Source organism: Pseudomonas sp. NBRC 111127 (genome assembly GCF_001320345.1).
GTDB lineage: Bacteria > Pseudomonadota > Gammaproteobacteria > Pseudomonadales > Pseudomonadaceae > Aquipseudomonas > Aquipseudomonas juntendi.
Map to the genome: position 1 here is coordinate 1 of NZ_BCBD01000281.1, position 2,544 is coordinate 2,544.

General features: G+C 66.5%; 2 protein-coding genes. Both read right to left on the reverse strand.

Annotated features, from left to right (window positions below):
• On the reverse strand, positions 1–1,897 hold a 1,897-nt coding region (locus APH30_RS26775; protein ID WP_156326732.1), incomplete at its 3' end, for a condensation domain-containing protein.
• A 12-nt stretch (positions 1,898–1,909) separates the two neighbouring features.
• The coding region (locus APH30_RS26780) for a phosphopantetheine-binding protein (RefSeq protein ID WP_256222150.1) at positions 1,910–2,544 on the reverse strand (635 nt) is incomplete at its 5' end.

A 2,544-nucleotide genomic window follows, 5' to 3' on the forward strand; every position in this document is an offset into this window, starting at 1 on the left:
CCTCGGCCAAGCCTGCGTAGTCGGTGTAGTCGGCGGCCAGGTCCAGCACCTGCACGTTCGGCGCCAGGCTCAGCCCAAGGTCGCCCTGGCCGAGCAGCAACTGCAGGCCGCTGTCCTCGATCATGTAGTGCAGGCGCTCCAGCGGGTAGGCCGGGTCCAGCGGCACGTAGGCGCCACCGGCCTTGAGGATGGCCAGCAGGCCGACCACCATCTCCAGCGAGCGCGGCGCGGCCAGGCCTACCAGCACGTCCGGGCCGACGCCTCGGGCGATCAGCGCATGGGCGACCTGGTTGGCCCGGCGGTTCAGCTCGGCATAGCTCAACTGTTCGCCTTCGCAGACCAGCGCCGGCGCTTGCGGCGCGCGGGCCGCCTGGGCTTCGATCAGGCGATGCAGCGGCTGGCTCGGCGTGAAGGTGGCCGGGGCGGTATTCCAGGCAGCCAGGGTGGCGGCACGTTCCGCCGCGCTCAGCATCGGCAACTCGCTGACGCGCGTGCCGGGGGCGCTGACGATACCTTCGAGCAACGCCTGCCAGTGGCCCGCCAGGCGCTCGATGGTGGTGCAGTCGAACAGGTCGGTCGCGTAGGTCAGCGACGCCCACAACTGCCCCTGCTCTTCATGGGTATCGAGCATCAGGTCGAATTGCGCGGTCTGGCTCTCCCAGTTCAGCGATTCCACTCGCAGCCCCGGCAGCTCATGGGCCTGCCGGCCCTCGCCACGGTGCGCCTGGTGATTGAACAGCACCTGGAACAACGGGCTGTGGCTGAGGTTGCGCTCCGGCGCCAAGGCTTCGACCAGTTGCTCGAACGGCAGGTCCTGATGCTCCTGGGCCCCCAGCGCCGCCTCCTTGGTCTGTTGCAGCAATGTGGTGAACGGCGCCTGACCATCGACTTCGGCGCTGAGCACCTGGGTATTGACGAAGAAGCCGATCAGGCGCTCGGTCTCGGCGCGGTTGCGGTTGCCGATCGGCACGCCGACACGGATATCGCGCTGTCGGCTGTAGCGGTGCAACAGCGCCTGGAACGACGCCAGCAGGACCATGTACAGGGTCGCCCCTTGCTGCCGCGCCACCTCTTGCAAACCCTTGCCCAGCTCGGCCGACAGTTCGATATCCAGGCGTGCACCACGCCAGCTCTGCAGCGCTGGCCGCGGACGATCCAGCGGCAGTTCCAGCACCGGCTGCTCGCCGCCCAGGCGGGTGGTCCAGTAGGCCAATTGGCGCTCGCGCTCGCCAGCCTCCATCCATTGGCGCTGCCACAATGCATAGTCGGCGTACTGGATCGGCAGCGCCGGCAGGTCGGGCTGCTGGCCACGACTGAACGCGGCATAGCAGTCGATCAGCTCCTCGACCATCAACTGCATCGAGGCGCCGTCGGAAATGATGTGGTGCTGGGTCAATACCAGCACATGGTCTTCTTCGCTCACCTGCAGCAAACGTGCGCGCAGCAACGGCCCTTCGCCCAGGTCGAAGAGCTCGGCGATCTCCGCCGCCACTGCCTGTTCCAGTTGCCCGGCATCGGGCAGTACCTGCACCGGCAGTGGCAGCGCGAACGGCGCACGAACCTGCTGCAGCAACTGCCCGTCGACCTCGACGAACACGCTGCGCAGTACTTCGTGACGCTCGATCAGCGTCGCGAAGCTGCGCTGCAGCGCGGCCATGTCCAGGGTGCCGCGCAAGCGCAGCGCCGTGGGGATGTGATACGCCGCGCTGTGCGGCTCCAGGTTCCATAGGAACCACTGACGTTCCTGGGCATAGGACAGCCGAAGGGGCTCGTTGGCATCACGCCGGAAAATCGGCGCGATGCCATAAAGATTGACCCCCTTCTGACTCAGCAGAATCGCCAAGGCTTTGCGCTTCTCGGAAGAAAGCGCGCTTACCGATTCGATTAGTTGCTGCATGCCGTGTCCTCACTAGGAAATCAGTTTTTCAAGATCATCGGCAGTTAGACGATTGAGGTCCTCCAAGGATTTAGCCAAAACATCGTGCAGTGGCTCGAGGGCAGGCTGCAGGGCCTGCAAAGCCACGCAGAAGTCTGCCAGGTCGCGGGCCAGGAACAGCGTCTTGACCGGCACTTCATGGCCCAGCGCGTCGCGCAGGCGCAGCACGACCTGGGTGGCCAGCAACGAATGGCCGCCAAGCTCGAAGAAGTTGTCGCTCAAGCCTACTTGCTCCAGTTCCAGCACCTGGGCCCAGATGCCTGCCACCTGCTGTTCAAGTTCAGTGACTGGCGCCACATACGCCTGTTGCAGCAGGCTGGCATCCGCCGCCGGCAAGGCACGGCGGTCGAGCTTGCCGTTGGCGGTCAGCGGCATGCGCTCGAGCAGCAGCAGGTGCGCCGGCACCATGTACTCCGGCAGGTCCTCGCGCAGCGCGGCCTTGACCGCCTCACGCCAGACCGCCTGGTCGGCCACCGCTTGCCCGGCCACCAGGTAGCCGACCAGCTGGGTCCCGCTCGGCCCCTCCTGGGCCAGCACCACGGCCTCACGCACCTGGGGCAGCGCCTGCAGCCGCGCCTGGATCTCGCCCAGCTCGATGCGGAAGCCCC